22 protein-coding genes and 1 other RNA gene are annotated in these 25032 nt (G+C 67.4%); 18 read left to right on the top strand and 5 right to left on the bottom strand.

What is annotated here, in order from left to right:
- Nucleotide 1: 1 nt before the first annotated feature.
- The 3 genes from GU920_RS01380 to GU920_RS01370 are packed head-to-tail and all read left to right on the top strand — an operon-like array spanning nucleotide 2 to nucleotide 2935.
- Nucleotides 2–706 carry a 5-oxoprolinase subunit B family protein gene (locus GU920_RS01380; protein ID WP_161765179.1) on the top strand — a complete coding sequence of 235 codons (705 nt, stop codon included), beginning with the start codon at nucleotides 2–4 and terminating at the stop codon, nucleotides 704–706.
- Nucleotides 706–1638 (top strand): 5-oxoprolinase subunit C family protein, encoded by a 933-nt coding sequence (locus GU920_RS01375; protein ID WP_161765177.1) that lies wholly within the window; start codon nucleotides 706–708, stop codon nucleotides 1636–1638. Before GU920_RS01380 ends, GU920_RS01375 begins: the two co-directional genes overlap by 1 nt.
- Nucleotides 1639–1660: 22 nt before the next feature.
- Nucleotides 1661–2935 (top strand): glycerate kinase type-2 family protein, encoded by a 1275-nt coding sequence (locus tag GU920_RS01370; protein WP_161765175.1) that lies wholly within the window; start codon nucleotides 1661–1663, stop codon nucleotides 2933–2935.
- A 6-nt stretch (nucleotides 2936–2941) separates the two neighbouring features.
- Here the strand turns inward: GU920_RS01370 and GU920_RS01365 are convergent, their stop codons facing one another.
- Together GU920_RS01365 and GU920_RS01360 are read right to left on the bottom strand one after the other, a co-directional pair.
- Nucleotides 2942–4510 carry a phospholipase D family protein gene (locus tag GU920_RS01365; RefSeq protein WP_161765173.1) on the bottom strand — a complete coding sequence of 523 codons (1569 nt, stop codon included), beginning with the start codon at nucleotides 4508–4510 and terminating at the stop codon, nucleotides 2942–2944.
- Nucleotides 4507–5247 carry an endonuclease/exonuclease/phosphatase family protein gene (locus tag GU920_RS01360; RefSeq protein ID WP_161765171.1) on the bottom strand — a complete coding sequence of 247 codons (741 nt, stop codon included), beginning with the start codon at nucleotides 5245–5247 and terminating at the stop codon, nucleotides 4507–4509. Before GU920_RS01360 ends, GU920_RS01365 begins: the two co-directional genes overlap by 4 nt.
- Before the next feature lie 141 nt (nucleotides 5248–5388).
- Here GU920_RS01360 and GU920_RS01355 point away from each other — a divergent pair, with 141 nt between their 5' ends.
- Entirely contained in the window at nucleotides 5389–7704 is a 2316-nt protein-coding gene (locus tag GU920_RS01355) for a Tex family protein (protein WP_161765169.1), read from the top strand.
- Nucleotides 7705–8095: 391 nt separating this feature from the next.
- Here the strand turns inward: GU920_RS01355 and tldD are convergent, their stop codons facing one another.
- Entirely contained in the window at nucleotides 8096–9517 is a 1422-nt protein-coding gene (gene tldD / locus GU920_RS01350; RefSeq protein ID WP_161765168.1) for a metalloprotease TldD, read from the bottom strand.
- Between the two features lie 184 nt (nucleotides 9518–9701).
- Between tldD and coxB the strand changes: the two genes are divergently transcribed.
- The 12 genes from coxB (at nucleotide 9702) to GU920_RS01290 (ending at nucleotide 20655) form a co-directional block, all read left to right on the top strand.
- Nucleotides 9702–10595, top strand: a complete 894-nt coding sequence (gene coxB / locus GU920_RS01345) for a cytochrome c oxidase subunit II (RefSeq protein WP_394351518.1) — start codon at nucleotides 9702–9704, stop codon at nucleotides 10593–10595.
- A 102-nt stretch (nucleotides 10596–10697) separates the two neighbouring features.
- Entirely contained in the window at nucleotides 10698–11630 is a 933-nt protein-coding gene (cyoE, locus tag GU920_RS01340) for a heme o synthase (RefSeq protein WP_161765166.1), read from the top strand.
- The gene (locus GU920_RS01335) at nucleotides 11630–11824 is read left to right on the top strand and encodes a hypothetical protein (protein ID WP_161765164.1); all 195 of its coding nucleotides are present in this window, start codon (nucleotides 11630–11632) and stop codon (nucleotides 11822–11824) included. Before cyoE ends, GU920_RS01335 begins: the two co-directional genes overlap by 1 nt.
- Entirely contained in the window at nucleotides 11821–12402 is a 582-nt protein-coding gene (locus tag GU920_RS01330) for a cytochrome c oxidase assembly protein (RefSeq protein ID WP_161765162.1), read from the top strand. Before GU920_RS01335 ends, GU920_RS01330 begins: the two co-directional genes overlap by 4 nt.
- Nucleotides 12403–12425: 23 nt before the next feature.
- The gene (locus GU920_RS01325; RefSeq protein ID WP_161765160.1) at nucleotides 12426–13226 is read left to right on the top strand and encodes a cytochrome c oxidase subunit 3; all 801 of its coding nucleotides are present in this window, start codon (nucleotides 12426–12428) and stop codon (nucleotides 13224–13226) included.
- A 108-nt stretch (nucleotides 13227–13334) separates the two neighbouring features.
- On the top strand, nucleotides 13335–14006 hold the full coding sequence (locus GU920_RS01320; RefSeq protein WP_161765158.1) for an SURF1 family protein: 672 nt from the start codon (nucleotides 13335–13337) through the stop codon (nucleotides 14004–14006).
- A 10-nt stretch (nucleotides 14007–14016) separates the two neighbouring features.
- Nucleotides 14017–15402, top strand: coding sequence for a threonine synthase (thrC, locus tag GU920_RS01315; RefSeq protein ID WP_161765156.1), 1386 nt, complete (start codon nucleotides 14017–14019; stop codon nucleotides 15400–15402).
- Between the two features lie 50 nt (nucleotides 15403–15452).
- Nucleotides 15453–16658, top strand: a complete 1206-nt coding sequence (locus GU920_RS01310) for a M16 family metallopeptidase (RefSeq protein ID WP_394351545.1) — start codon at nucleotides 15453–15455, stop codon at nucleotides 16656–16658.
- Nucleotides 16658–17242: a GNAT family N-acetyltransferase gene (locus tag GU920_RS01305; RefSeq protein WP_161766468.1), complete on the top strand. Its 585-nt coding sequence runs from the start codon at nucleotides 16658–16660 to the stop codon at nucleotides 17240–17242. Before GU920_RS01310 ends, GU920_RS01305 begins: the two co-directional genes overlap by 1 nt.
- A gap of 135 nt (nucleotides 17243–17377) precedes the next feature.
- On the top strand, nucleotides 17378–18190 hold the full coding sequence (locus tag GU920_RS01300) for an MBL fold metallo-hydrolase (protein WP_394351544.1): 813 nt from the start codon (nucleotides 17378–17380) through the stop codon (nucleotides 18188–18190).
- A gap of 110 nt (nucleotides 18191–18300) precedes the next feature.
- On the top strand, nucleotides 18301–19185 hold the full coding sequence (locus tag GU920_RS01295) for an MBL fold metallo-hydrolase (RefSeq protein ID WP_161765151.1): 885 nt from the start codon (nucleotides 18301–18303) through the stop codon (nucleotides 19183–19185).
- A gap of 48 nt (nucleotides 19186–19233) precedes the next feature.
- The gene (locus GU920_RS01290; RefSeq protein ID WP_161765149.1) at nucleotides 19234–20655 is read left to right on the top strand and encodes an FAD-binding oxidoreductase; all 1422 of its coding nucleotides are present in this window, start codon (nucleotides 19234–19236) and stop codon (nucleotides 20653–20655) included.
- A gap of 128 nt (nucleotides 20656–20783) precedes the next feature.
- On the opposite strand, the gene ssrA is transcribed toward GU920_RS01290, so the two are convergent.
- Together ssrA and GU920_RS01280 are read right to left on the bottom strand one after the other, a co-directional pair.
- Nucleotides 20784–21138: a transfer-messenger RNA gene (gene ssrA, locus GU920_RS01285) on the bottom strand.
- 142 nt (nucleotides 21139–21280) lie between these two features.
- Nucleotides 21281–22333 (bottom strand): ABC transporter substrate-binding protein, encoded by a 1053-nt coding sequence (locus GU920_RS01280; RefSeq protein WP_161765147.1) that lies wholly within the window; start codon nucleotides 22331–22333, stop codon nucleotides 21281–21283.
- 261 nt (nucleotides 22334–22594) lie between these two features.
- Here GU920_RS01280 and GU920_RS01275 point away from each other — a divergent pair, with 261 nt between their 5' ends.
- Nucleotides 22595–23584 carry an MDR family oxidoreductase gene (locus tag GU920_RS01275; protein ID WP_161765145.1) on the top strand — a complete coding sequence of 330 codons (990 nt, stop codon included), beginning with the start codon at nucleotides 22595–22597 and terminating at the stop codon, nucleotides 23582–23584.
- 189 nt (nucleotides 23585–23773) lie between these two features.
- Nucleotides 23774–25003: an aminotransferase class V-fold PLP-dependent enzyme gene (locus GU920_RS01270; protein ID WP_161765143.1), complete on the top strand. Its 1230-nt coding sequence runs from the start codon at nucleotides 23774–23776 to the stop codon at nucleotides 25001–25003.
- Nucleotides 25004–25032 lie beyond the last annotated feature (29 nt).

Below are 25032 nucleotides of genomic sequence, written 5' to 3'. Positions count from 1 at the left end.
GATGACGCCTCCCCGCCTGACCCCTGTGGCCGAGCGCGCCGTGCTGGTGGAGTTCGGCACCGTGGTGGACGCGGCGGTCCATGCCGCGGTTCTGGCGCTGGACCGCGCGCTTGGGGCCGATCCGGTGCCGGGGCAGGTGGAAGTGGTGCCTGCGATGGTGAACCTTCTTGTGGTCTTTGATCCGCTGGTCACGGATCACGCCGCAGTGCGGGCGGCGCTGGCGTCGCGTTTGGCAGACCTTGTGCCGGAGGCCGGACAGGGCGCCGTGCATGAAGTGCCGGTCTGCTATGACGGCGCGTTCGGGCGCGATCTGGCGGCGGTGGCGGCACAGGCCGGGTGCAGCGTCGAGGCGGTCATCGCGGCGCATCTGGCGGGAGAGTACCATGTGGCGATGTATGGCTTTGCCCCGGGTTATGCCTATCTGACCGGGGTGCCAGAGCCGATCCGCCTGCCGCGCAAGCCTGCGCCCGTGCGGGGGGTGCCTGCGGGCAGTGTCATCATCGCGGCGGGCCAATGTCTGGTGACGACGCTGACGATGCCCACGGGCTGGTGGGTGATCGGACGGTCGCCCACGCCCATCCTGACGGGTGATCCCGCGCGACCCTTCCTGTTTGCTGTGGGCGATCGCGTGCGGTTTCGCCGCGTCGGGGTGGACGCGCTGGCCGGAACGCAATCCGGGGCGCTGCCCGCGCCGGGGGGGGCGTGATGCCGAGGGCCGTGTTGCGGGTGCTGGAGGCGGGGCCGCATTGTTCGCTGCAAGATGCGGGGCGGGCGGGGATGATGCGCTTTGGCGTGCCGGTGTCGGGGCCGATGGACCGTGTGGCGATGGCGCTGGCCCATCACGCGCTGGGCAATCCGCCCGGCGCGGCGGTGGCCGAGGTATCGCTGGGCGGGATCGTGCTGCAACTGGAAGAGGGGCGGCTGTCGGTGGCCGTCGCCGGTGGCGGTTTCATGGTCGAGGCGGGGGGGCGGCGGCTGGGATCGTGGTCTGTCGTCACCCTCCAAGAGGGCGACCGGCTGGCCGTGCGGCGCGGGCCTTGGGGGGCGTGGTGCTGCATCGCCTTTGCCGGGGTGCTGCAGGCGGAGGCGTGGCTGGGCCATGTGGCTACCCATGCGCTGTCGGGCTTGGGCGGGGGCGCGCTGACCGCCGGGCGGCGGCTGGTGATCGAAGACGCCCGGCTGCTGCCCGAGGCCGCGATTCCCTGCCCGGTCTGGGCGCGCGCGCCCGGTGATCCGGTGGCGCTGGTCCTCGGGCCGCAGGAGCGGTTCTTCGGCGCGGACCGGATCGAGGTGCTGCTGGGGGCGCCCTTCCGGCTGAGCGATGCCTATGACCGGATGGGGGTGCGCCTGCGCGGCCCGTCACTGGCGCCGGACGGGGCGCTTGCCATCCCGTCCGAGCCTGTGCTGCGCGGCGCGGTGCAGGTGGCGGGGGACGGGGTGGCCACGGTGCTGATGGCCGATCATCAGACGACGGGCGGCTATCCGAAGATTGCCACGCTGGTCGGTTCCGAACTGGACGGCTTCGCGCAGTTGCGGCCACATGCGGTGGTGAGGTTCCGCGCAGTCACGCCCGAACAGGCGGTGGCGATGGTGCGGCTGCGGGCGGCGGCGCTGGCGCGGCGGCTGGGCCGGGCATGATCCCGGCAGGAGGGGAGGGGATATGACGGCGGATCAGGCGGCGGCGGTCTTGCGCGCAGTGTTCGACCGGGCGGTGGAGGTGGCCGATCCGATGCGGTCGCTGGCGCGGTTCCTGCCGCCGAAACCACCGGGCCGGGTTGTCGTGGTGGGGGCTGGCAAGGCCAGCGCCCGCATGGCCGAGGCGGTCGAGGCTGTCTGGGGCCCCTGCGAGGGGCTGGTGATCACCCGCTACGGCTATGCCCGCCCCTGCCGGGGGATCGAGATCGTGGAGGCCGCCCATCCCGTGCCGGATGCGGCGGGCGCGGCGGCCACGGCGCGGATGATCGACCTGCTGTCGGGGCTGGGGGAAGGGGATTTCGTGCTGGCGCTGATCTCGGGCGGGGCGTCGGCCCTGCTGGTGGCGCCGGTCGCGGGTGTGACGCTGGCCGAGAAGCAGGCGGTGAATTCGGCGCTGCTTGCCTCCGGCGCGCCGATCGACCGGATGAACACGGTGCGCAAGCATCTGAGCCGGGTGAAGGGTGGGCAATTGGCGGCGGTGGCCCATCCGGCGCGGATGCTGGCCCTGATGATTTCCGACGTACCGGGCGATGATCCGGCCTTCATCGGATCGGGGCCGACGGTGGGCGATGCCTCTACCCCGGCCGATGCGCAGGCGGTGCTGGCGCGCTGGGGCGTGGCGGTGCCGGATGCCGTGCGTGCGGCGCTGGCGCAGGGGTCGGGTGTGGTGCCGCCCGGCGATGCGCGGCTGGCACGGGTGGAGAACGTGATCTACGCCGCGCCGCGCCAATCGTTGCAGGCCGCGGCAGAGCAGGCAGCGGCGCTGCTGCCCGGGGTGGAGGTGCGGCATCTGGGTGACGCGCTGGAAGGCGAGGCGCGCGAGGTGGCCGCCGCGCAGGCCGCGCTTGCGCGCGAGGTGGCGGCGGGTTTGGCGCCGGGGGATCGGTCTGTGCTGATCCTGTCGGGCGGGGAGTTGACGGTCACCCGGCGCGGCGACGGGATCGGCGGGCCGAATGCGGAGTTCTGCCTTGCCCTTGCGCTGGCCCTGCAGGGCCAGCCCCGCGTCCATGCCATCGCCTGTGACACCGACGGCGTCGATGGCGCGGCCGAGGTGGCGGGCGCCATCGTCGCCCCCGATACGTTGCAGCGCGCGGCGACGGTCGGGTGGGACGCGGCCGCGGCGCTGGCGGCCAATGACGCGCACCGCTTCTTTGCCGCGCTGGGCGATCAGGTCATCACAGGGCCGACGCTGACCAATGTGAACGATTTCCGGGCCTTGCTGATCCTGCCGCCGGGGTGAGGCGGGCTAGAGCCAGTCATGCGGCAGGCGCGCCATCGCGAGGGCGGCAATGCGGCGCCAGATGGTGGCCTCAGGCTCGGCCCGCTCTTTGCCCGCGCGTCCGCCTGCGACCACGTTCCAGTGCAGCGCACCGTTTTCCAGCGTCACCGAGAAGGCCGAGGCGGGCGCGGTCTGGCGGTCGAAGAGATTTTCCAGTTCGGCCACCAGCGCGGGATCGCGGAAGCGCAGCCCGATTTCGGTGTTCAGATGGGCGGAGCGCATGTCGAAATTATGCGACCCGACCAGCGCCTCGGTCCCGTCCACCAGAAAGATCTTGGCATGCAGACGGTCGCGGCTGCCGCGGACAGCCTGCGGCAGGCCCGCGCGCGGGGGGCGTTCGGGTGCGAATTCCCACAAGGCCGCGCCCGATTCCAGCAAGGGCTGGCGGTAATGCGCATAGGCGGCGTGCACCCCGGCCACATCGGTGGTGGAGAGCGAATTGGTCAGCACCTTCACGGCCACGCCCCGCCGCGCCAGCCCGGTGATCAGCGCCAGCCCCGCCGCGCCGGGGACGAAATAGGGCGTGGTCAGCCGCAGCTCGGCCCGCGCGCCGCGCAGCAGATCGGCGATATGGTCCGACAGCCACGGTCCGTCTTGCCGGCCCAGTGCTTTGCCCGGCGGATCGGACAGCAGGGCCACATCCTCGATCCAGCGCAGGGGGGTGGCCAGCAGATCGGGCGCCGCGCGCCCCGCGATGGCGCGGTCGCGGTAGTGGCGGGCCGCCGGCGCGGCGTTGCGCCGTGCAAGGCGGCTGCGGAAGCGGTCGTCATTCCGCCGCAGGCCCGGCCAGAGCGTGACCAGCGGCAAGGACAGGCCGAGGTTCCAGAACTGATCGAAGATCCGGGCCGCATCCTGAACCAGTGGCCCGGCCAGCAGGATGTCTGCGTCATGGGCCAGACGCTTGGCCGTGCCGGGAACGCCGAAATAGGTATCCCCCACATTGCGCCCGCCAAGGATCGCCAGACGGCCATCCGCGATCCACAACTTGCTGTGCATCCGGCGATTGAAGCGCGACAGGCCAAGCACGAATTCCACCGCCCGGCGCAGGCGGTGGCCCCGGTTGCGCACGGGGTTGAACAGGCGCACCTCGATATTGGGGTGGTGCGTTAGGCCGAGAAAGGCCAGATCGAAGCCCTGAACATTCACATCATCGAGGAGGAGCCGCACCCGCACCCCACGGTCGGCCGCGGCCAGGAGATCGGCCATCAGCAGGCTGCCCGAGGTATCGGTGCGCCAGATGTAGTAGATCAGATCGAGGCTGCGCCCCGCCTCTGCGGCCGAAAGGCTGCGCGCGGCGAAGGCATCCATGGGATCGAGCAGGTTCGCGAGGCCGCATCGCCCCGGATGCGCGGCGGCGGGCGGGCCGAGCAGGCGGTCAAGCGGGGTGTCCCGCCCGCCGCCGGGCGGCAGATGGGTGCTGGGCGCCCCCCGGGCGCGCGCGGCAAAGCGGTTGTAGGACCGCATCGCCAGCAGGGATGCCGCCATCAGGACCAGCACCAGAACGCCCGCCATGCCGATGACCAGCGTCAGGATCACGCGCCATCCCCCGGCAGATGCAGCCGCGCGGTCAGCGGAAGATGGTCCGAGGCACGGCGCGCGAGCGGCGTGTCATGGAGGGCCACATCCGTGATCCGCCCCTCTGGCGTCGCCATCATCCGGTCCAGCGGCAGGAACGGGCGGCGGGCGGGAAAGCTGGAAACCGGCGCGGGCAGCCTGAACCGGCGCCCGAATTCATGCAGCGGGCTGCCCGGCCCGTCACGCCATTCGTTCAGATCGCCCATCAGCAGGGTGGGCAGCGGCGGCAGCCGTTCCAGCGCGTCAAGGATCGCGCGGGCCTGCGCCCGGCGCGAGGCGCGCACAAGGCCCAGATGCGCGGCCACCACCCGCAGGGGGCCGTGGTCCAGATGCAGATCGGTGATCAGCGCCCCGCGCGGCTCCAGCCCCGGCAGGGACAGGCGGCGGTGGTCGGTCACCCGCGCCCGGCGGAACAGGATCAGGTTTCCGTGCCAGCCATGCGACGGGCCGTCGAGCCCGGTCGGCAGCGGGCGCATCCCCGTCAGGTCATGCAGGTGATCAAGGTCCAGAAGCCCTGCCCGCGTGCCGAAGCGACGGTCGGCCTCTTGCAGGGCCATCACGTCGGGCGTGATCTCGGCGATCACGGCGGCGGTGCGGCGCAGGTCGCGGCGGCGGTCGGCGCCCACGCCCTTGTGGATGTTCCATGTCGCCACGCGCAGCGGCGCAGGCGGATGGGCGGAGGGGGGGCGTTGCGTCATCCCCCCAATCTAGGCAAGGCGGGCGGGGTTGTGCAGGGGTCTTGCGCAGGGGCGGCCCCAATCCGCCCGCAGGTCTTGGATGCGCCGCGCGGCGCGGCTATGGTCACGCTTCGCGACACAGGACCGCCGCAAAGGAATTCCATGACCCCCGATACTGCCCGCCGCATCCCCCAGATCATCGCCGCCGAGATCGGCGCGCAAGCCGCGCAGGTGGCTGCGGCCATCGGCCTGCTGGACGAAGGCGCGACCGTGCCTTTCGTGGCGCGCTATCGCAAGGAGGTGACGGGGGGACTTGATGACACGCAGCTGCGCACGCTGGCCGACCGGCTGGCCTACTTGCGCGAATTGGAGGCGCGGCGTGCGGCGATCCTGTCGTCGATCACCGAACAGGGCAAGATGACCGATGCGCTGCAGGGCGCGATCGTGAAGGCCACGACCAAGGCCGAACTGGAAGACATCTATCTGCCCTACAAACCCAAGCGGCGCACGCGCGCCATGATCGCGCGGGAAAACGGCCTTGGCCCGCTGGTCGAGGCGATCCTTGCCGACCGATTGGCCGATCCGGCCGGCCTTGCGCAAGGCTATCTGTCCGAAGCCGTGCCTGATGCCAAGGCCGCGCTGGACGGCGCGCGCGACATCGTGGCCGAAGGGCTGGCCGAGAATGCCGATCTGCTGGGCCGCCTGCGCGGCCACATGAAGCAGGTGGCCAAGCTCACCGCCAAGGTGGTGGAGGGCAAAGAGGCCGAGGGCGCCAAGTTCGCCGATTACTTCGCCCATAGCGAAGGCTGGGCGGGTGCGCCCTCGCACCGCGTGCTGGCCATGCTGCGGGGCCGGAATGAGGGCATCCTGACGCTGGATCTGGAGGTGGATGCCGATGCGCCCAAGGGCGACAGCCCGGCCGAGCGCGCCTGCGGCGCGGTGCTGGCGGCAGGCGGGCGCGGCCCGGGCGATGCGTGGCTGCGCGAGGCCGCGGCCTGGGCCTGGCGGGTGAAGATCCGCACCTCGCTGACGCTCGATCTGATGGGCGAGATGCGGGAGAGGGCCGAGGAAGAGGCGATCCGCGTCTTTGCCCGCAACCTCAAGGATCTGCTCCTTGCCGCCCCCGCCGGGGGCAAGGCCACGATGGGGCTGGACCCGGGGATCCGCACGGGGGTGAAGGTGGCGGTCGTGGATGCCACGGGCAAGGTGCTGGCCCATGACACCGTCTATCCTTTCCAGCCCAAGAACGACCTGCGCGGGGCGCAGGTGACGCTGGCGCAGCTGATCGGCAAGCACGGGGTGAAGCTGATCGCCATCGGCAACGGCACCGCCAGCCGCGAGACGGAAAAGATGGTGGCCGATATGCTGGCCGTGCTGCCGGGGGCGGAAAAGCCGGTCAAGGTGATCGTCAGCGAGGCGGGCGCATCGGTCTATTCGGCGTCGGAACTGGCGGCGAAGGAATTCCCGCATTTGGACGTTTCGATCCGCGGGGCCGTGTCGATTGCCCGCAGGTTGCAGGATCCCCTCGCCGAACTTGTGAAGATCGAACCAAAGAGCATCGGCGTGGGCCAGTATCAGCATGATGTGGACCAGCACCGTCTGGGTCGGTCGCTGGAGGCGGTGGTCGAGGATGCGGTGAACGCCGTGGGGGTGGATCTGAACACGGCTTCTGCCCCGCTGCTGGCGCGCGTGTCGGGCGTGGGGCCGTCGCTGGCCGAGGCCATCGTCGCCCATCGCGATGCGAACGGCCCTTTCCGCACCCGGCGCGACCTTTTGAAGGTTGCGCGGCTGGGACCCAAGGCCTTTGAACAGGCGGCAGGTTTCCTGCGCATCCCCGGCGGGGCCGAGCCGCTGGATGCCTCATCTGTCCACCCCGAGGCCTATGATGTGGCGCGCCGGATCGTGGTCGCCTGCGGGCGCGACATCCGCGCCCTGATGGGCGATGCGGCGGCGCTGAAGGCGGTGGATCCCCGGCAATTCGTGGATGACCGTTTCGGCCTGCCCACGGTCAAGGACATTCTGGCGGAACTGGAAAAGCCCGGCCGCGACCCGCGCCCCAGCTTCCGCACCGCGACCTTCACGGAAGGGGTGAATGAAATCTCGGACCTGAAGCCAGGGATGCTGCTGGAGGGGACGGTGACCAACGTGGCGGCCTTTGGCGCCTTTGTGGATATCGGGGTGCATCAGGACGGGCTGGTGCATGTCAGCCAGCTGGCCGACCGGTTCGTGAAGGACCCGCATGAGGTGGTGAAGGCGGGCGATGTGGTGCGGGTGCGCGTGGTCGAGGTGGACGTGCCGCGCAAACGGATCGGGCTGACGATGAAATCGCAGTCGGGCGAGGCGCGCGAGGCCGCGCAGGACCGCCGCGCCGCCCCCGCGAAAGGCCAGCCCGTGCGTGGCCTCATGTCCTCGGCCCCAAAGGCCGGTGGCGGTGGCAACGCCTTTGCCGATGCGCTGAAAGGCAAGTTCGGGCGCTGACGGCGCGGCGGGGCTTTGCGGTGAAAAGGGGAAGGGGGCTGTCTGCCCCCTCTGGGCGCGGGGCGCGCGCCCATTCACCCCCGAGGATATTTTTCCAACGGGGAAGCAGCATGGCTTTTGGGCTTAAGGTTTTGTTCATCAGGCCGGGCTATCCTTCAGCCACGGTACAGGCGGGGACGCCGATGACCGTCAACGGGGAAGGCCCCTGCCTTTATCGCCTCTGACGGGGTTGGATCGCTGGGCAGGGGCTGGAACCCTTTCTGGATTGTCGGCTCCCCATCACTGTCCCGCCCTCTCCCCGCCCGTTCCCCGTTGTGCAAATATCCTCGGGGGGGCGCGGCACGCGCCGGGGGGCAGATAGCCCCCCTCTTCTACGCCTGAAGCCTGGCCGTCAGGCCGCGCTGCCGCCGACGGTGAGGCCGCCGATCATAAGTGTGGGCTGTCCCACCCCGACCGGCACCCATTGCCCGGCCTTGCCGCAATTGCCGATGCCGGGATCCAGCGCGAGATCATTGCCGATGGCGCGGATGCCCTTGAGCGCGGTGGCCCCGTCGCCGATCAGCGTGGCGCCCTTGACCGGCGCGCCGACGCGCCCGTTCTGGACGCGGTAGGCCTCGGTGCAGCTGAAGACGAATTTGCCATTGGTGATGTCCACCTGGCCGCCGCCGAAGCCAACGGCGTAGATCCCGTCCTTCAGATCGGCGAGGATCGCGGCCGGATCGTCCGGCCCGGCGAGCATGTAGGTGTTCGTCATGCGCGGCATGGGGATATGGGCGAAGCTTTCGCGCCGCCCGTTCCCCGTGGGCGCCACCCCCATCAGCCGCGCGTTCTGCCGATCCTGCATGTAGCCCACGAGGATGCCGTCCTCGATCAGCACGTTCTTGCCCGACGGGGTGCCTTCGTCATCCACGCTGATGGAGCCGCGCCGGTCGGGGATGGTGCCGTCATCCAGCACCGTCACGCCCGGCGCGGCGATGCGCTGCCCCATCAGCCCGGCAAAGGCCGAGGTTTGCTTGCGGTTGAAATCGCCCTCGAGCCCGTGCCCGATCGCCTCGTGCAGCAGGATGCCGGGCCAGCCCGGGCCGAGGACCACATCCATCACCCCCGCAGGTGCAGGCACGGCGTCAAGGTTGACCACGGCAATGCGCAGCGCCTCGTGCACCATGGGTTTCCAGCGGCCGGGGTCCATCAGCGCGGCCAGGCCGATCCGGCCCCCGCTGCCCATCCCGCCCTGTTCGCGCCGCCCGCCCTGTTCGACGATCACCGATACGTTCAGCCGGGCCATCGGGCGGATATCGGCAAGGCGCAGGCCTTCGGGGCGCAGGATTTCCACCTCTTGCAGGCCCGCCGAGAGGGTGGCCGAGACCTGCACCACCCGGGGGTCGAGAGCGCGGGCATAGGCGTCGATCTCTTTCAGCAGGTCAAGCTTGCCGGCGAATGTCGCATCCGCCATCGGATCGGCATCGCTGTAGAGCCGCAGATTCGTGCCCATCGGCGCCGCCGCAAGCACCCCGCCGCCATCACCCACGGCGAGGCGCGCGGTTTCGCTGGCCCGCCGCAGCGCGCGTTCGGAAATTTCGGTGGAATGGGCATATCCCGCCACTTCGCCCCGCACGGCGCGCAGGCCAAAGCCTTCGGAGGCGTCGTAGGATGCGGTCTTGATCCGCCCGTCGTCGATCACGATCGCCTCGGACCGCTTGCGTTCAAGGAACAGCTCGCCGTCATCGGCGCCCGCCGTGGCCGCGCGCAGGATGGCAAGCGCGGTGCCTTCGTCCAGCGCCGTCTCGAAGGGGCGGAAGGGGGCATCACTCATCGGGGAATTCCTTGATCTGGGTCAAACGGCGCGCTTTTGCCGCAACGGTTTGGCTTGCCGTGCTGGCCCTAATATGGTTTCAAGCAAGGCGGAAACAACGGGATTCTGCGGGCATGCCTGTTGCGGGCGGCACGTGGGCAAAACGGCAGCGGCGAAAAGCCGCGCACGCGAACGGGATACGAACATGCGTCTTATGACCAAGATGAAAGCTCTGACGGCGGCCGCTTCCGGCATGTTCCTGTCAGGCGCGGCCTTCGCGCAGGGGCTGGAGGTGGTGGGCCAACCGCTGCCGCAGCAGACGGGCTTTCAGCCCGCGGCGACGGAACTCGCCCGCGATCTGCAGGGGCTTGATCATCTCCTGCTCATCATCATCACGGTCATCACGATCTTTGTGACCGCGCTGCTCATCTGGGTGATGATCCGTTTCAACCAGAAGGCGAACAAGTCGCCCTCCACCTTCACGCACAACACGCCGCTTGAAGTGGCGTGGACGGTGGTGCCGATCCTGATCCTGTTCTTCATCGGGGCCTTCTCGCTGCCCGTGCTGTTCAAGCAGCAGGAAATCCCGGTGGCGGATGTGACCATCAAGGTGACGGGCGCGCAGTGGTACTGGTCCTATGAATATACCGACGATGGCGTGACGGCGGATGAGGCGGCGGATCCGATCGCCTTTGACAGCTTCTTGCTGCAGCGCGACCAGCTGGCGCAATATGGCTATGAGCCGAACCAGTATCTTCTGGCCACCGATACGGCGGTTGTCGTGCCCGTGGGCAAGACGGTTGTGATGAACGTGACGGCGGCGGATGTGATCCATTCGTGGAAGATCCCGGCCTTTGGCGTGATGCAGGATGCGGTGCCGGGCCGTCTGGCGCAGCTGTGGTTCAGCGCCGAGCGTGAAGGCATCTACTTTGGCCAGTGCTCGGAGCTTTGCGGGAAGGACCATGCCTATATGCCCATCACCGTGAAGGTGGTGTCGGAAGAGGCCTATGCCGCATGGGTCGCCAAGGCGCGCAGCACGGGTGACGTTCTGCTGTCGGATGCGGATCTGGCCGCGCCGGTCGATCTGGCGTCGAACTGATCGCGGCAGACGGTTCGCGGCAGATTGATCGCGGCAGATTGAGGCAGGGGTGGCCCCGCAAGCGCCGGGGCCATTGACCCACCTGGAGGAAGAAGTACGGGCATGAGCGATATCCGCGCCCTCGACCAAAACGGCGACGCCAGTTTCGGCGATTATGTGCAGCTTCTGAAGCCGCGCGTCATGTCGCTTGTGATTTTTACCGCGCTGGTGGGCCTGTTGGTGGCGCCGGTCGGCGTGCATCCCGTGATCGCCTTTGCATCCATTCTGTTCATCGCGCTGGGCGCGGGCGCATCGGGTGCGCTGAACATGTGGTGGGATGCGGATATCGACGCCGTGATGCGGCGCACGCGGGGCCGCCCGGTTCCTGCCGGGAAGGTGGAGGCGGGCGAGGCGCTGGGCGTGGGTTTGGGGCTTTCGGGCCTGTCCGTGATCATGCTGGGGCTGGCGGCGAATTGGCTGGCGGCGGCGCTTCTGGCCTTCACGATCTTTTTCTATGCCGTCGTCTATTCGATGTGGCTGAAACGATCCACGCCGCAGAACATCGTCATCGGTGGCGCGGCGGGGGCCTTTCCGCCCATGATCGGCTGGGCCTGCGCCACGGGCGGGGTGTCCGTGGAAAGCCTGCTGATGTTCGCGCTGATCTTCATGTGGACTCCGCCGCATTTCTGGGCGCTGGCGCTGTTCATGAAGGATGACTATTCCAAGGCCGGCGTGCCGATGCTGACGGTGACCCATGGCCGCCGGGCGACGCGCAACCATGTGCTGATCTACACGATCCTCTTGGCCCCCGTGGCCGTGGGTGCGGCCTTCACCTCCATCGGCGGCCCCGTCTACCTTGCCGTGGCACTGGCGCTGAACGCGTGGTTCCTGATCGGCGCGTGGCGGATCTGGCGGCGGGATGAGGGCGTGGCCGAGGCGGATGGCTATGCGGTGGAGAAGGCGGTCTTCCGCTTCTCGCTCTATTACCTCTTCCTCCATTTCGCGGCCTTCCTCGCCGAAGCGACGCTAAAGCCCTACGGGCTTGGGGGGTGGTGATGGTGTTCAAGCCGGAACATGAACTTCACAAGCGCCGCCTTGGGCGGAATGTCGGGGTGGCGGTGACGCTTGGCCTGTTCATCCTGCTGGTCTTTGCCCTGACGGTGGTGAAGGTCACGCGGGGCGATCCGATGCAGGGCTTTGACCATACGGTCCGCCCTGAAATGGCAGTCGAAGGAGGGGCGGGGGAATGACACAGCGCTTGTCGGGGCAGCAGCGGACGGCGGCCTATCTGGGGGGCGTGGTCGTTCTGATGGCGTCGCTGTCTTTCGCGGCGGTCCCGTTTTATGACTGGTTCTGCCGTGTCACCGGCTTTGGCGGCACCACGGGCGTGGCGGAAAGCGCACCCGACACGATCCTTGACCAGACCGTGGTGGTGAAATTCGACGCCTCGATCGAACGCGGGATGCCGTGGCAATTCCGCCCCGTGCAGCGCGAAATGACGGTGCGGATCGGCGAGAACGCACTGGCCTTCTACGAGGCCTACAATCCCACGGATCGCGTGGTGGCCGGCACCGCCAGCTTCAACGTCGCGCCCGAGGCGGCGGGGGGCTATTTCGACAAGATCGCCTGCTTCTGCTTTACCGAACAGGTGCTGCAGCCGGGCGAACGGGTGGAAATGCCGGTCAGCTTTTTCGTGGACCCCGAGATGGTCAAGGACCCCGAAGGCCAGTTCGTGAAAGAGATCACGCTGTCCTACACCTTCTATGAGATCGACCTGCCCGAAGAGCAGGCCGCCCTTGCCGCGCCCGCGGGCGAAGCGGTAAACTGAGAATAAAACACGAGGGAACCGGAATGGCACACGCCAAGAACCACGATTACCATATCCTGCCGCCGTCGATCTGGCCCTTCCTGAGCGCGGTCGCGGCGTTTGTCATGCTGTTCGGCGCGGTGCTGTGGATGCACGGGCAGGGGCCGTGGCTTGGCCTGATCGGCTTTGTCGGCGTCCTTTACGTGATGTTCGGCTGGTGGGCGGATGTGGTGAAAGAAAGCCAGGTCGGCGATCACACGCCTGTGGTGCGCATCGGCCTGCGCTACGGCTTCATCATGTTCATCATGTCGGAAGTGATGTTCTTCGCGGCGTGGTTCTGGTCCTTCTTCAAGCACGCGCTCTATCCGATGGGGCCGCAAAGCCCGGCCATTGATGGCGTCTGGCCGCCCGCGGGGATCGAGACATTTGATCCGTGGCACCTGCCGCTGATCAACACGCTGATCCTGCTCTGCTCGGGTGCGGCGGCGACCTGGGCGCACCATGCGTTGGTGCATGAGAACAACCGCAAAGACCTGATCAACGGCCTGATCCTTGCCATCGCGCTGGGTGTGATCTTCACGGGCTTTCAGGCCTATGAATACAGCCATGCGGCCTTCGGCTTTGCGGGCAACATCTATGGCGCCAACTTCTTCATGGCGACGGGCTTCCACGGCTTTCACGTCATTATCGGCACGATCTTCCTGCTCGTGTGCCTGATCCGGGCGATGAAGGGGCATTTCACCCCCGAAAAGCATATCGGGTTCGAGGCGGCGGCATGGTACTGGCACTTTGTCGATGTGGTCTGGCTGTTCCTCTTTGCTTCGATCTATGTCTGGGGTCGCTGATCCCGCCTGATCGGAGACCCGGGGGGCGGCGCCCCGCCCCCCGACCCCTGCAGCAAGGCGCGGATCCGGGGCCGGATGCGCGCCTTTCCTTTTGAGCCGGAGAAAACCATGACCCGCCGCATGATCGTGCCCCTTCTGATCGGCCTTGTCGGTGCGGCTGTTCTGCTGTCGCTGGGCGTCTGGCAGGTGCAGCGCCTGTCGTGGAAGCAGGGCGTGCTGGCCGATATCGCCGCGCGCATCACGGATGCGCCGGTGGCGCTGCCTGTCACGCCCGATCCGCAGGCGGATCGTTACCTTCCCGTGGCGGTCGATGGCCGCTTCACGGGCGAGCATCTGGATGTGCTGGTCAGCCGCAAGCAGATCGGCCCCGGACTGCGCGTGATCGAGGTGTTTGAAACCACCTCGGGCCGCCGCATCATGGTGGATCGCGGGTTCCTGCCGCAGGATGCGCGCGACGATCCGCGCGTCTCTGGCCCCGCCGTGGTGGAGGGAAACCTGCACTGGCCCGATGAGGTGGATGGTTTCACCCCGCCGCCCGACCCGACCACCGGCCTGTGGTTTGCCCGTGACGTGCCCGCCATGGCGGCCGCGCTGGATACAGAGGCGACATTAATTGTCGCGCGCAGGCCAACCGGTGGCGCGATCGAACCGATGCCCGTCGATACATCGGGTATTCCCAATGATCATCTGAGCTACGCCATCACATGGTTTTCGCTGGCGGCCGTCTGGCTGGGGATGACAGCGTATCTTCTGTGGCGTATCAGGCAGCGGACGGTTTGAAGGCAAAGCGATGAAATACATCTCGACCCGTGGGGCGGCGCCGGTTTTGAACTTCGGCGAGGCGATGATGACAGGCCTTGCGCGTGACGGTGGCCTTTACGTCCCCGAGGCCGTGCCGGTGATGAGCAAGGACGCCATCGCCGCGCTGGCCGGGCAAAGCTATGAGGAGACGGCCTTCCGCGTGATGCGCCCCTTCCTTGGCGATACGTTCGGGGATGACGAATTCCGTGGCCTGATCGCCCGCGCCTATGCGGGCTTTGGCCATGCCGCCCGCGCGCCGCTGGTGCAGCTTGCCCCCAACCATTTCCTGCTGGAACTGTTCCACGGGCCGACGCTGGCCTTCAAGGATTTCGCCATGCAGCTCATCGGGCAGATGATGCAGGCGGCGTTGGAGAAATCGGGCCAGCGCATCACCATCGTGGGCGCCACCTCGGGCGATACCGGGTCGGCGGCGATGGAGGCCTTCCGGGGCCTTGGCAATGTGGATCTGTTCATCCTTTACCCGCATGGCCGCGTGTCAGAGGTGCAGCGCCGCCAGATGACCACGCCGGTCGAGGCAAATGTCCACGCGCTGGCCATGGATGGCGATTTCGACGATTGCCAGGCGCGCGTTAAGGACATGTTCAACGATTTCGCCTTCCGCGATGGCGTGCGGCTGGCGGGGGTGAATTCCATCAACTGGGCGCGGGTTCTGGCGCAGGTTGTCTATTACTTCTTCTCTGCCGTCGCCCTCGGTGCGCCGCATCGCGCGGTCAGCTTCACGGTGCCCACCGGCAATTTCGGCGATATCTTTGCAGGCTATATCGCCCGCCAGATGGGCCTGCCCATCGAGAAGCTGGTGATCGCCACCAATCAGAACGATATCCTTGACCGCGCGCTGCGGTCGGGCGCCTATGTGACTGATGGGGTGAAGCCGTCCATCAGCCCGTCCATGGATATTCAGGTGTCGTCCAACTTCGAGCGTGCCCTTTTCGATGCCTATGGCCGCGACGGCGCGGCGGTGGCGCAGCTGATGGCCGAACTCAAGGCGGGCGGCTTCCACATCAGCCAGGGCGCGCTTGAGATGCTGCGCGCGACCTTTGCCTCGGGCCGCTGCTCGGAAGAGGAAACGACGGCCACCATCCGCGCGGCCCATGCCGCCACGGGCGAGGTGCTTTGCCCCCATTCCGCCGTGGGCGTGAAGGTGGCCGAGGAAAACCTCGGCCCCACCCCGATGATCACGCTGGCCACCGCCCATCCCGCCAAGTTCCCCGATGCCGTGGAAGGCGCGATGGGCCTGCGTCCGGCCTTGCCGCCCCGCATGGGCGACCTTTACTCCCGGCCCGAGCGTGTGACGCGCGTGGCCAATGACTTGGCCGCCTTGCAGGCCCTCATCCGCGAAAGGACCGGGCATTGAGCCTGAAGATCACCACGCTTCCCAATGGTTTCCGCATCGTGACCGAAGACATGCCGGGCCTTCTGTCGGCCTCGGCGGGGATCTGGGTCACGGCGGGTGGGCGGCATGAGCGGGCCGAACAGAACGGCATCGCGCATTTTCTGGAGCACATGGCCTTCAAGGGCACCGAGCGGCGCAGCGCCCTGCGCATCGCCGAAGAGATCGAGGATGTGGGCGGCTATATCAACGCCTATACCAGCCGCGAGATGACGGCCTATTACGCGCGCGTCCTTGCCCCCGATGTCGGGCTGGCGCTGGATGTGATTTCCGACATCGTGCTGAACCCCGTCTTCAACACCGATGATATCGAGACCGAGCGCCACGTGATCCTGCAAGAGATCGGGCAGGCGCTGGATACGCCCGATGACATCATCTTTGACTGGCTGCAGGAAGTATCCTACCCCGATCAACCCTTTGGCCGCACCATCCTTGGCCCGAGCGAGCGTGTGCAGGCCTTCGGCCGTGATGACCTGCGCCGTTTCGTGGGCGAACATTACGGGCCGGACCAGATGATCCTTGCGGCCGCGGGGCGGGTGGATCATGAGGCCATCGTCGCGCAGGCCGAGGCGATCTTCGGCGGGCTGAAACCCGTGGGCAAGGCCGCGCTGCAACCGGCGCGCTTTGGCGGGGGCGAACGGCGCGAGGTCAAGGATCTGGAACAGGTCCATTTCGCGCTGGCTTTTGAGGGTCCGGGTTACCGCGCGGGGGATGTCTATGCCGCGCAGGTCTATGCCACGGCGATGGGGGGCGGCATGTCCTCGCGCCTGTTCCAGAAGATCCGCGAAGAGCGGGGCCTGTGCTATTCCATCTTCGCGCAAAGCGGGGCCTATGAAGATACCGGCCAGATCACCGTCTATGCCGGCACGTCCGAGGATGAGATCGGCGATCTCGTCGGTCTGACGGTCGATGAATTGAAGCGCGCCGCCGATGATATGACCGAGGCCGAGGTGAACCGCGCGCGCGCCCAGCTCAAGGCCGGGCTCCTGATGGGGCTGGAAAGCCCCTCCAGCCGGGCCGAGCGCAACGCGCGCCTTCTGGCCATCTGGGGAAGGGTGCCGGATGTGGCCGAAACCGTGGCCAAGATCGACGCCGTCTCCACCGGCGATGTGCGCGCCTATGGGGCGGGGCTGGTGGGGGCCAAGGCGGCGGTCGCGCTGTATGGCCCGGTCGCGGACGCGCCCGATCTGGAGGCGATCCGCGCAAGGCTGGCCGCGTGATGCTGACCTTCCGCCGCAAGGTCCGGGTCGAGACGGAGCGGATGACCTTGCGCCTGCCCACGCATGGCGACTGGAACCAATGGGCCGCGCTGCGGGAAGAAAGCGCCGATTTCCTGATCCCGTGGGAGCCGGTCTGGGCGGGCGACCACCTCACCCGCCGCGCCTTCACCAACCGCGTCTATTGGGCCGCCCGGGCCGAGGCGCAGGGCACCGCGCTGCCGCTCTTGATGATCCGGCGCGAGGATCAGGCGCTGCTCGGGGCGATCACGCTGGACAATATCCGGCGCGGGCCGTCGCAATCCGGCACGCTCGGATACTGGATCGGCGCGCGGTTCAGCCGGCAGGGATACATGCGCGAGGCGATACAGGCCGTGGTCCACCATGCCTTCACCGTGCTGGACCTGAGCCGGATCGAGGCCGCCTGCCTGCCGGAGAACGCCGCCTCGCGCGGGGTGCTGGAGAAATGCGGCTTCAAATATGAAGGCGTGGCGCAAAGCTACCTGCAGATCGCCGGGCGCTGGCGTAACCATGTGCTCTATGCCTCGCTCCGGCTGGATCGGCGCGGGCGCACCGATGTGGGCTGACCTGTCGCTTTCCTGTGGAAAACCTGCCCCCCTGACAAAAGCGTGATGCCACGCTAGCCTGTGCCGATGGCAGGCTAATTGCCTTGGCACAGAGCAATGGGGGCGGTCGCGATGAACGGGCAGACAGGTCGGGCAATCCTTGTGACAGCGGGTCTTGTGGCGGGTCTGGCTGTCCTGCCGGGGATGGCGCAGGAGCGCATCCCGTCGAACTGCTTTGCGCTCGCCCATGCCCCGGGGGGCGAGCGGCTCTGGCATGCCTCCATCGGCACGCCCTTGGCCGAAGGCCATGTCCGCATCCGTTACATCCACCATGCCAGTTTCGCGATCGAGGCCGAGGATGGCACCCTCGCCGTGACGGATTACACCGGCTATATCGGCAACGCGGATGTGGTGCCCGACGTGGTGACGATGAACAACGCCCATTCCACCCATTGGACCGCGAACCCTGATCCGCGCATCCCCCATGTCCTGCCCGGCTGGCCCACGGACGACCAACCCGCCTTTCACGAGCTTGACCTCGGTTCCATGCTGGTGCGCAACGTGACCACCGATACGCGCGGCCCCTTTGGCGAAGGCGCGCGGGCGGATGGCAATTCCATCTTCGTCTTCGAAGCGGGCGGCCTGTGCATCGGCCATCTTGGGCATCTGCATCAGATCCCCGATGATGCGCAATACGCCGCGATCGGGCGGCTTGACGTGGTCATGGTCCCTGTCGATGGCGGCTATACCATGAGCACCGAGGCCATGGCCGAAGTCGTCAGCCGTCTGCGCGCGTCGGTCGTGATCCCGATGCACTGGTTTTCGGGCGCGTCGCTGGTGACCTTCCTCGACGAAATGGAAGGCCAGTTCGATGTGGTGGAAACCGGGGGGGCCGATCTTGACCTGTCCCTGCAGGATCTGCCGGGGCGCCCCACCATCATGGTGCTGGAGCCGGCCTATATCCCCTGAAACCCCTTCCCAGCGCGCCCGTCCAAGGCTACCGTCGGGGCAAGGCCATGCCTTGAGCCCACGCCTTTTTCTTTAGCCTTATTGAAGCGATAGCCCGATTGCCGTTCCCCTTGCCCCGACTTGCCCGCGTGATTGCCGCCGCCTGTCTGGCCCTTCTGCCGCTGACAGCGCCGGTGCAGGCCGCGGGATCCTGTTCTGCGGTGTCGCGCCTCGACGGGATGGATCGGCTCTGGCACGCCCAATTGGCCCCACAACCCGCGCCCAACCTGCCAGAGCCGCCCCGGCTTTTTCCGAGGTCTCCGGATCCGGGCCCGATCAACCCCGGCGAGGTGCGGCTGCATTTCAGCGGGCATGGCGGTGTGGTGATCATCGCATCGGACGGCACGATCGCCGCGACCGATTACAACGACATTCCCGGCATCACGACGCTGGTGCCGGATGTGATCACCATGAACGACACGCTTCCCACCCAGAAGACCGACACCCCGGATGCGCGGATCCCCCATATCCTGCAAGGCTGGCCGGATGCGCAGGGCCGACCCGCCGCCCATGACCTGCACGTTGGCGGCATGCTGGTGCGCAATGTCACCACCAACACCCGTGGCACGGCCGGGCAGGGGATGCGCGTGGGCGGTAACTCCATCTTCATCTTTGAAACGGAAGGGCTGTGCGTCGCTCATTTCGGATTGTTGCAGGTGATGCCGAATGCCGATCAACTGGCCCGCATCGGCCGGTTGGATGTGGCGATCATCGCTGTGGAAGGGCCGAACCTGCTTCCCACCGATCAGATGATCGCGCTGCTGCGCCATCTGCAGGTTCGGGTGGTAATCCCGGTGCATTGGAACACCTACGAGACGCTCGCGCAGGTCATGGCGCAGTTCGAACGGGAGTTTCCCGTCGTCCTGACGTCGTCGCCGCAGATCGACCTGTCGGCGGCCATCCTGCCCGGCGAAATGACGGTCATGGTCCTGACACCGCGCTACTTTCCGTTCTGAACCTTTCCTCTGCCCTGTGGCTGGGCTAGGACCCGCGCCGAAGGAGACATGCCCATGCTGAACCCCGCCGATGCCGCCTTTGTCGCCCGCCTCGCCGTGCTTTTGCCCGAAGGCGCCGTGCGCGAAGCGGAACCCCGCTACGTGGAAGAACCGCGCGGGCGATGGGCGGGGCAGGCGGGGGCGGTGGTCTATCCGCGCCGCACCGAAGAGGTGCAGGCGGTCGTGCGCGCCTGTGCTGACGCGCGGGTGGGCATCCTGCCCTGGGGCGGGGGGACGGGTCTGGTGGGCGGGCAGATCATGCCCGAAGGTCCGGCGCCCGTAATCCTGTCGCTGGAACGCATGGCCGCGCTGCGCGGCCTCTGGCCCGAAGAGAACGTCCTGATCGCCGAGGCGGGCATGACCCTTGCCGCCGCGCAGGAGGCCGCCACCGCGGCAGGGCGGCAGTTCCCCCTGTCGCTGGCCAGCGAGGGGACGGCGCGCGTGGGGGGCGTGCTGGCCACCAATGCGGGCGGGATCGGCGTGCTGCGCTATGGCAATGCCCGCGACCTGTGCCTCGGGGTCGAGGCGGTGCTGGCAGACGGGTCCATTCTGGGCGGGCTGAAACGTCTGCGGAAGGACAATTCCGGCTATGACCTGCGCCATCTGCTGATCGGGGCGGAAGGCACGCTGGGCATCATCACGGCCGCCGCGCTGCGGCTGGTGCCGCGCCCGGCGGCAGAGGTCACGGCGCTGCTTGTCGTGCCGGATCCCGCCGCTGCGCTGCGCCTGCTGACGCTGTGCCAGACCCGGGTGCCGGGGATGGTGTCGGCCTTTGAACTGATCGGGCGCATGGGCCTCGACTTTCTGGCGGAGAAGATGCCCGAGGTGACGATCCCCTTTGCCAGCCACCCCGCATGGTGTGTGCTGTTGGAACTGGGCCTGCCTTCGGTGTTCGAGGCGGAAGAGGTGATGGCCACCCTTTACGCCGAGGCGGAAGAGGCGGGGCTGGTGCAGGATGGCGTGATCGCCGTGTCCGAGGCGCAGCGCACGGCGCTGTGGCGCATCCGCGAATCGATCCCCGAGGCGAACCGCCGCATCGGTGCGGTGTCGTCGCATGACATCTCGGTTCCGCTGTCGGCCGTGCCCGAATTCATCCTCCGCGCCGATGCCGCGCTGGCGCGGCTGGGGGAGTGGCGGATCAACTGCTTTGGCCATATGGGCGACGGCAATCTGCATTACAACGTCTTCCCGGTGCCGGGCCGCAGCCGCAAGGATCACGAACATGAACGGGACGCGATCAAGACCTGTGTCCACGATCTGGTGCATGAGATGGGCGGATCGGTCAGCGCCGAGCACGGGATCGGGCGGCTGAAGGTCCGCGATCTGGAGAAATACGGCGATCCGGGCAAACTGGCGGCGATGCGCGCGGTCAAGACCGCGCTGGATCCCATGGGTATCCTCAACCCCGGCGCTGTGCTGCGGCAAGCTTAGGGGGCCGAGAATTTTCTAGAAAATTCTCGGGTCTTGGCTGCGCGGGCGCAGCCTGAAAATCTTTCGCAGAAAGATTTTCAGGGGAAGAAGATTTTCTATGGAAAATCTTCGGGCGCGGGAGGGGGGAAAGTGCAGGTTTCTGTTGCCAGGTACCTGCGAACCCCGCCTTACGCGGCTAAGCGCAAGGGCTTAGATTTGGTATTGCGAGCCGCTTACGCAGCCAGCGCCACCGGAGCACGGTTGTCATTGGCAACTGTGATCTTGGACCGATAACGGTGGTACCTCACCGAGCGAAAGCTGGCCTCTTTGAACGTTCGTCGATCCTGTTTCGGCCCCGAACCCCCGCAATGACCGGGTGGATTGGTGGAGCCGCCGGGTACCGCCCCCGGGTCCGAGCCGTCTATTACAGGTGCGTTTATCGCCATAGTCCGGGTTACCCCGGACAAGATGAATATAGGCGCGGGCGGTGTGGGTCACAAGAGCGAGTTGGGGCCAGTTGCGGGGGGCTTTCTCGCCGCGTCGGTCAGGCCGCTGCACGGGACCCCGTGCGCGCAGGGCGGGGCGATGGCAAAGAAACGCCGCCCGGATCGGTGGGATCCGGGCGGCGCAGAGGGCATGTCAGGGATCAGAAGCCCGCCTTGATGTTCTCGAACTCCTGAATCATCTTCTCGCGGAACTCGGCCGTGACCGGGGTCTGCGCCAGAAGCGTGGTGGTCACCGGATCGACGAAGGCCGCCTGCAGTTCTTCGACCGGGATTTCGGCCATGGCGGCGTTGTTCGAATGGGCATAGCCCAGCTCATCCAACAGCGCGCGGGCCGACCCATGGGCGAGCAGCGAGTTGATGAAGTCATAGGCCTTGTCTTCCGATCCGGGCGCGTCCTTCATGTTCACATAGCCGCAATACCAGGTGGAGGCGCCTTCCGCCGGGGCGCGGTTGAAGCCCACGGGGAAATTCTCGGCCTGCAGGAGCGCCACGCCGTCATTCCACGACCAGGCGACCAGCACCTCGCCCGTCGCCATCAGTTGCGACAGTTCCGCCGGGTCCGCCCAATAGGCGCGCACATTCGGATGCACCGAGCGCAGCCAATCCGCCGCGGCCTGGAACTGCTCGTCCGTCACGTTGTCCCAGTTCGTCACCCCCGTGGCGAGGAAGGCCAGCGCCCAGATGTCATCCGAGTTGTCGGGCAGCGAGATGCGCCCTGCATATTTCGGATCGGCAAAGACCTGCAGCGTCGCCACATCCTCGGCCGGGACTTCGGTCGTGTTATAGGCCACAGCGGTATAGGCGTAATCGGTCGGGATGAACCAAACGCCGCCATCGTCCTGCACATAGGTGGAGTTCATCAGGACCGGGTTGATATTGGCGAATTCCGGGATCTTGCTGGTGTCCCACGGTTCGATCAGACCGGCATCCTTGTAGCGCGGCAGGCTGGCCACGCAGGGATGCGTCACGTCGGACTTGAAGCCAGAGCTGACCTTCTGGAACGCCTCATCATCATCGGCGTAGAACGAGTAGGTGGGGTTCGCGCCATGCTTGGCGACATAGTCGGTCAGGACGCCTTCGATTTCCCATCCCGCCCAGTCGAAAACTGTCATTTCGGGATCAGCGGCGCGCGCAGCCCCCGTCATCACGATCAAGGTCGCGGCGGTGGCAAGCAGCATTCTCGTCCGGGTCATACATCTTCCTCTCTGCTGGGTATTCCGTCGCCATTTCCCATTGCGACAGAATAGCGGTTTTACGCTAGTTTAGGCGTGGCCCTGTCTCAAGCCCCCCACGAGATTGGAATTCCCTGCCGTGGGGGCAAGGGTTCGGGGGCGGTCTTGCCGCATTTTCTGGCGCATTCGCCTGAAAAGGCGGCGTCAGCGGCGAAATCCGGCGCCCGGTTGCGACGGGCGATCGGTTCTCTGGGGCAGGTGACGGCAGGAATGGGGGGGCGGATGGCGCGGGCACTGGTGGTTGAGAAGACGCAGGATGGCGCGACGCAGGCGTCGGTGCAGGATATCGCCGCCACGCAGCTGCCCCCCGGCGCGGTGACCGTGGCGGTCGAATTCTCCACGCTGAATTACAAGGATGCGCTGTGCATGGGGTCGGGGGGCGGCATGGTGCGCGTCTGGCCCCATGTGCCGGGGATTGATTTTGCAGGCGTCGTCGAACAGTCCGACGATCCGCGCTACGCAGCGGGCGACCGGGTGATCCTGACCGGCTGGCGCGTGGGCGAGGCGCGCTGGGGCGGTTATGCCGAATTGGCGCGTGTTCAGGCTGATTGGCTGGTGCCGCTGCCCGCAGGCATGACCACGCGCCAGGCCATGGCCGTGGGCACCGCCGGGTTCACGGCCATGCTCGCGCTCATCGCGCTTGAGGCGCATGGTCTGCACCCCGGTCAGGGCGAGGTGCTGGTCACCGGCGCGGCAGGCGGCGTGGGTTCGGTCGCGACGGCGCTTCTGGCCGGGCAGGGCTATGAGGTGGCGGCGGTGACCGGGCGGCCAGAGGCCGGGGATTACCTGCGCGCCTTGGGCGCGGCGCGGATCGTGCCGCGTGCGGAACTGGCCGGGACGGTGGCCAAACCGCTTGAATCCGAACGCTGGGCGGGCTGTATCGACAATGTGGGGGGCGCCATGCTGGCCCGTCTTCTGGGGCAGATGCGGGCACATGCATCGGTCGCGGCGGTGGGCCTTGCCGGTGGGGCCGAGGTGCCGCTCAAGATCACGCCCTTCCTGCTGCGGGGGGTGAACCTTCTTGGCATCCACTCGGTCGATGTCCCCTATATCCAGCGCGTCATGGCATGGAACCGCATCGCCTCGGATCTGCCGATGGACCGGCTGGAGCCGATGGTGCAGAACTGCGGTCTGGCCAATCTGCCGGAACTGGGGCGGGCGATCCTTGGCGGCGGCATCCGCGGCCGCGTTGTGGTGGATGTCCGGCGTTGAGGCGGTTTGACGCGCGCCCGCAGGCCCGGTATCACGGGACCTGAGGATCGGCGCCTGCGCCGCGCCTCTGCCGACGGGGGAGCCATCCCGGCGGCCCGGCTGGAAGACCTGCCACGGAACGGGATGGCCCCGCCCGTGCGGGGCTGCCCGGGTCCGACTGGAAACGCTGTAAGGAAAGACCCCGACACCATGACCGCCCTCGACCTCACCTTCGTCCGCGCGCAATTTCCGGCCTTTGCCTCGCCGGTCCTGTCCACCCATGCCTTCTTTGAAAACGCAGGCGGCAGCTTTCCCTGCCGTCAGGTGGTAGATCGCCTGCACCGCTTCTATACCGACCGCAAGGTGCAGCCCTATGCCCCCTATCCCGGCGCGCAGGCGGGCGGGGCAGAGATGGACGAGGCCCGCGAAAGGCTGGCCGCGATGATGGGTGTGGCGCGGCACGAGGTCGCCTTCGGCCCCTCGACCAGTGCCAATACCTATGTCCTGGCCCAAGCGGTGCGCAAATGGCTGTCGGGCCGCGATCTGGCCATCGTCGTCACCGATCAGGACCACGAGGCGAATTCCGGTGTCTGGCGGCGCCTGGCGGATGAGGGGATCGAGGTTCGCGAATGGCGGCTGGACCCGGCGACAGGATCGCTGGACCCTGCGGCGCTGGAGGCGCTGCTCGCCGACGGCAAGGTGCGGTTGATCTGTTTTCCGCATTGCTCCAACGTGGTGGCGGAAATCAACGATGTGGCCGCGATCTGCGCGCTGGCCCGCGCGGCGGGGGCGCGCACGGTGGTGGATGGGGTGAGCTATGCCCCGCACGGCTTTCCCGACATCCCGGCGCTGGGATGCGATGTCTATCTCTTCTCGGCCTACAAGACATATGGCCCGCATCAGGGGATCATGGTGATCCGCGAGGGCTTTGGCATGGAACTGCCGGGGCAGGCGCATTTCTTCAACAACGGCACGCTTTACAAGCGCTTCACCCCGGCCGGCCCCGATCATGCCCAGATCGCCGCCTGTGCGGGCATGGCCGATCTGATCGACGCGCTGGCCGCCCATCACGGCATCGCAGGCGATCCGGCGGCGCGCAATCGCGGGGTGCATGATCTGATGCGCGCGCAGGAGGTGGCGGTGATCGCGCCGCTTCTTGACTACCTTGCCGGGCGCAATGACCTGCGCCTGATCGGGCCGCGCGATGCGGCCCGGCGCGCGCCCACGGTTGCCGTCGATCTGGGCCGCGCGGCGGAACCGGTGTCCGAGGAACTGGGCCGCCGCGGCATCGCCTGCTGGGCGGGCGATTTCTATGCCGTCCGCCCGCTGACGGCGATGGGGGTGGACCTTGAAAAAGGCGTCCTGCGGATGAGCGCGGTGCATTACACCAGCGCGGGCGATGTGGATCGCCTGATCGCGGCCCTCGACGCGGTCTTGTGATCCGCCTACAAGGCCGCGTCGTATCAGGG

It is taken from the genome of Paragemmobacter ruber (assembly GCF_009908315.1).
GTDB lineage: Bacteria > Pseudomonadota > Alphaproteobacteria > Rhodobacterales > Rhodobacteraceae > Paragemmobacter > Paragemmobacter ruber.
The sequence above is the reverse complement of the archived record's forward strand: the minus strand, read 5'-3'. Positions and strand labels throughout refer to the sequence as shown.

What these genes read in the sequence shown, in the direction of transcription:
- GU920_RS01305 (WP_161766468.1), top strand. Translation starts at nt 16,658, where the DNA reads ATGCTGACCTTCCGCCGCAAGGTCCGGGTCGAGACGGAGCGGATGACC.
- GU920_RS01375 (WP_161765177.1), top strand. Translation starts at nt 706, where the DNA reads ATGCCGAGGGCCGTGTTGCGGGTGCTGGAGGCGGGGCCGCATTGTTCG.
- coxB (WP_394351518.1), top strand. Translation starts at nt 9,702, where the DNA reads ATGCGTCTTATGACCAAGATGAAAGCTCTGACGGCGGCCGCTTCCGGC.
- cyoE (WP_161765166.1), top strand. Translation starts at nt 10,698, where the DNA reads ATGAGCGATATCCGCGCCCTCGACCAAAACGGCGACGCCAGTTTCGGC.
- tldD (WP_161765168.1), bottom strand. Translation starts at nt 9,517, where the DNA reads ATGAGTGATGCCCCCTTCCGCCCCTTCGAGACGGCGCTGGACGAAGGC.
- GU920_RS01370 (WP_161765175.1), top strand. Translation starts at nt 1,661, where the DNA reads ATGACGGCGGATCAGGCGGCGGCGGTCTTGCGCGCAGTGTTCGACCGG.
- GU920_RS01330 (WP_161765162.1), top strand. Translation starts at nt 11,821, where the DNA reads ATGACACAGCGCTTGTCGGGGCAGCAGCGGACGGCGGCCTATCTGGGG.
- GU920_RS01360 (WP_161765171.1), bottom strand. Translation starts at nt 5,247, where the DNA reads ATGACGCAACGCCCCCCCTCCGCCCATCCGCCTGCGCCGCTGCGCGTG.
- GU920_RS01275 (WP_161765145.1), top strand. Translation starts at nt 22,595, where the DNA reads ATGGCGCGGGCACTGGTGGTTGAGAAGACGCAGGATGGCGCGACGCAG.
- GU920_RS01320 (WP_161765158.1), top strand. Translation starts at nt 13,335, where the DNA reads ATGACCCGCCGCATGATCGTGCCCCTTCTGATCGGCCTTGTCGGTGCG.
- GU920_RS01325 (WP_161765160.1), top strand. Translation starts at nt 12,426, where the DNA reads ATGGCACACGCCAAGAACCACGATTACCATATCCTGCCGCCGTCGATC.
- GU920_RS01335 (WP_161765164.1), top strand. Translation starts at nt 11,630, where the DNA reads ATGGTGTTCAAGCCGGAACATGAACTTCACAAGCGCCGCCTTGGGCGG.
- GU920_RS01380 (WP_161765179.1), top strand. Translation starts at nt 2, where the DNA reads ATGACGCCTCCCCGCCTGACCCCTGTGGCCGAGCGCGCCGTGCTGGTG.
- GU920_RS01270 (WP_161765143.1), top strand. Translation starts at nt 23,774, where the DNA reads ATGACCGCCCTCGACCTCACCTTCGTCCGCGCGCAATTTCCGGCCTTT.
- GU920_RS01355 (WP_161765169.1), top strand. Translation starts at nt 5,389, where the DNA reads ATGACCCCCGATACTGCCCGCCGCATCCCCCAGATCATCGCCGCCGAG.
- GU920_RS01290 (WP_161765149.1), top strand. Translation starts at nt 19,234, where the DNA reads ATGCCCATGCTGAACCCCGCCGATGCCGCCTTTGTCGCCCGCCTCGCC.
- GU920_RS01280 (WP_161765147.1), bottom strand. Translation starts at nt 22,333, where the DNA reads ATGACCCGGACGAGAATGCTGCTTGCCACCGCCGCGACCTTGATCGTG.
- thrC (WP_161765156.1), top strand. Translation starts at nt 14,017, where the DNA reads ATGAAATACATCTCGACCCGTGGGGCGGCGCCGGTTTTGAACTTCGGC.
- GU920_RS01310 (WP_394351545.1), top strand. Translation starts at nt 15,453, where the DNA reads ATGCCGGGCCTTCTGTCGGCCTCGGCGGGGATCTGGGTCACGGCGGGT.